The organism is Romboutsia sp. 13368 (genome assembly GCF_018336475.1).
GTDB lineage: Bacteria > Bacillota > Clostridia > Peptostreptococcales > Peptostreptococcaceae > Romboutsia.
In genome coordinates, this window is the sequence record NZ_CP048741.1 from 1,280,422 (window position 1) to 1,283,670 (window position 3,249).

The 3,249-nt window shown below is 26.8% G+C and carries 3 protein-coding genes and 1 pseudogene; all 4 read right to left on the reverse strand.

Features of this window, described 5'->3' with window-relative positions; translation table 11 throughout:
- Positions 1-271 (reverse strand): annotated as a pseudogene (locus tag G3997_RS05150) (hypothetical protein); the annotation flags it as partial.
- A gap of 19 nt (positions 272-290) precedes the next feature.
- Positions 291-2,300 (reverse strand): DNA polymerase, encoded by a 2,010-nt coding sequence (locus tag G3997_RS05155; protein WP_296649157.1) that lies wholly within the window; start codon positions 2,298-2,300, stop codon positions 291-293.
- Positions 2,300-2,830 (reverse strand): DUF2815 family protein, encoded by a 531-nt coding sequence (locus tag G3997_RS05160; protein ID WP_296649162.1) that lies wholly within the window; start codon positions 2,828-2,830, stop codon positions 2,300-2,302. The genes G3997_RS05155 and G3997_RS05160 overlap by 1 nt, the downstream gene beginning before the upstream one ends.
- Positions 2,831-2,851: 21 nt before the next feature.
- Positions 2,852-3,043 carry a helix-turn-helix transcriptional regulator gene (locus G3997_RS05165; RefSeq protein WP_296649163.1) on the reverse strand — a complete coding sequence of 64 codons (192 nt, stop codon included), beginning with the start codon at positions 3,041-3,043 and terminating at the stop codon, positions 2,852-2,854.
- Between the last annotated feature and the right edge of the window lie 206 nt (positions 3,044-3,249).

Genomic DNA, 3,249 nt, shown 5'->3' on the forward strand with positions numbered 1-3,249 from the left:
YTACATCTAAACTTATTAAACTTCTGTTTATTATAGAGTCCTTCTTCCTTTTTCCATCCTTTAAAGTACCACCTACAAATCCACCAACATCTTTTATATTGTCTTGTATATCTTTAGGAAAGTTTATATACTCATMAAAGGTTTCATTTGTATATTTTGTTTTTTTAATATAYTTATCTATAAACTCTGAATAAAGCATATTTAAGTTTACATAATTTAATTCTTTTCTACTTTTTCCTATTGATATATTCATAATTTTGTCGTGTTTCATAATATCCCCCATTTATAACTTACTTTTTATAATAATTACTTTCAAAGCCATCAGCTTTTAATTTTAATCCCTTTAAGTATCTGTTTTCCTCACATATTATTTCACATATTTCTTCAACACTTGATAATCCATTTTCAACTTCTAAAACTATCTCATCATGTACATGCATTACAATGTTAAATCCTTTATTTCTTAAATTAATCATAGCCTGTCCTAATATATCACGAGCTATTGCCTGGACAATATTTTCTACTAACTTTCCACCATAGGTAGTAAGTCTCGTTTGTTTTTTAGTTGTAGAATCTACTCCCTCATAGGTTATAACACTTTTATTAAAACCATTGTYATAATCTATTCTTGGTCTTATATATGAAAGTCTTCTACCAGATGGTAGTTTAATAAATAATATATTTCCTTCATAGATAAAACTAATGTTTTTATCTAAATGKAYAATACYTTTATTATTAACTGATTGTATAAATGCTTTTTCAACTCTGTTCCATAGCTTAACAATATTTACATTAGAACTTCTAAAGGCCCTTACAATTTCTATAAGCTCACTTTCACATAAATTCATATTATAAGCACCCATACTAACTAAAGCTTTAACTCCACCTTGATAKCCTAGTGCTAGTTCTGCAATTTTTCCTTTTTGCCTTAATTCACTTTCTTTAGTTATTTTATCTATATCTACTTTAAACATTTTAGATGCACTAGCTTCATAGATTTTCCCATGAGTATTAAATACATCTATTCTCCATTTTTCATCTGATAAATAAGCTATTATTCTAGCTTCTATTGCACTAAAGTCAGCTATTATAAATCTATGTTTTTTCTTTGGTATAAAGGTTGTTCTTATTAGTTGTGATAATGTGTCTGATAGGTTTTCTTGATTGTTTGAGTTTAAGTTTATATTGAAATTATGATTAAAACTCTCTTTCCTACTAGGAAAATTTAAACTAATATTGTTCCTTATTTTTTCTCTAACTTCATCTAAATTATTCATCTTATTTTGTGGAAGATTTTGAACTTGTACCAACCTTCCTGCCCATCTACCAGTTCTATTTGCTCCATAAAACTGAAATAATCCTCTTATYCTTTCATCCTCACACATACACCTTTTCATAGCTTCATACTTTTTAGTTGAAGTTTTGTTTAACATTGCCCTAAGTTCTAGAACTTCTTTTATTTTTTCATAATGAATATTTTCTTTAACTTCTTCACTATTTAATAAATCAGCTACACTTTCTTTATTAAGTGAATTTACATTAACTCCTAAAGACTTTAAATAATCTTTCATTTGATTATTGCTTTTAGGATTATTTATATTAGTTATAGATTTAAGTTTTTCTATTAAAGTATTCTTAAAATAGTTATCATAATAAATAGCATTTTTAAGTAAATTACTATCTACCAAAACCCCTCTATCATTAATTTCTTGATCTAGTTCCCATAGTTTTTGCTCACTTTCTGGTAACTTAACTTTTTCTAAAACCTTCCTTATACTTCGCTCAACTCTAACATCATTTATGCAATACTTTTTAAATTCTTCGTATTTTTTAATTGCTTCAGCTTTTTTGCTGTTTTCTATATTTGAGGTTAATAAGTCTAGGTTTTCCTTTTTCATAAAAAATCTTATCAAACTTTTACCTTCCTCAAGTTTTTGTTCTTTTAACCTTAGACTTTTAGCTACATTATCAAGTCCATGTGGTARCCCTAAATATAGTGAATGAACTTGTGTACATCTAAACATCTTAGGACTTAAGTAGGTGTTAAAGTATTTTGATAAGCATACTCTTTCAAAGTTAGCATTAAAAGCACTTTTTATTACATTTTCATCAAGTATATCTTTTTTTAATTGTGGTGGTATTTTTTCATTGTTTTTTAAATCTATAATTTTTATTTCTTCATCATCATAAGCATAGGCAATAAGCAGTATTTCAAAGTCATTTTGGGTATATTTGTAGACCCCACTTTTAGTAAGGTCTACACTTGAATAAGTTTCTATATCAATAGATAAAATTTTCATTATACTAATATCCCATCTTCAACTACACCAAAATCATCTATTGCACTTGCTCTATTTATTATACGTTCACCATCTTCTAGTTTTTGAATATTTAAAAGCTCACAAGAAATACCACAGTTTCCACTTTCTTTGTGATTATATGGATAAAAGTTTATACTAACTCTACCAAAACATCCATTATATAATTCATCAGGATTAAGTATTTTTAAGTCTTTATCTACGATTTGTGGTCTATATTTTGAAGTTGCATTTATATAAAAACTATTTTCATATTCTTTTCTACCTGTTGTGTCCCCATCTTTTAAACAAGTTATTAAATTCTCTGTAACTTGTCCACCCCATGTTTGTATTCCATTTTTAGTAGCATTGTATATTGCTTCATATACTTTTTCTATAGTATTACTTTCTTTAGGTATTAGTATTGTTGTGCTGTATTTAGGCTCTGAAGATAATCCATTAGTTCTTGCCTCTTTTACATTTACATAGTTTAATTTTACATTCCCCGTAATTACTTTAGTATTTAGTTTCATTATTTTTCCCCCTTAGATTTTTTATTGTTTTTCAAATATATCATCATCTTTGTAGTTTAAAGCCTTTTTTATACTTATAGCTACTCTTAGTGATGGATTTTTTCTTCCTCTTTCTATCATTGAGTAATAGGTTCTATGTATGTTTACCATTTTTGATAGATTTTCTTGAGTAAGGTTTTGTTCTTTTCTGATATTTCTAAGTTTTACCCTCATAATTTCCCCTTTCTTCTTAATCTTTTTGGTAACCAAATATTACCATTGGTAACTTTTATAATTTCATTATAGTTGTTGTTGATATTAATAGCAAGATATTTTTTACCAAATAGGTAACATTTCCATTAAGTTTTACCGTTAGTAATATCGTATATAAAAATTTAACTTCGCTTGAGCGACGTGTCAGGAAATCATTTTGGATACAT

Excerpts from the sequence above, each read along its gene's own strand:
- G3997_RS05160 (WP_296649162.1), bottom strand. The coding sequence starts at position 2,830 with ATGAAACTAAATACTAAAGTAATTACGGGGAATGTAAAATTAAACTAT.
- G3997_RS05165 (WP_296649163.1), bottom strand. The coding sequence starts at position 3,043 with ATGAGGGTAAAACTTAGAAATATCAGAAAAGAACAAAACCTTACTCAA.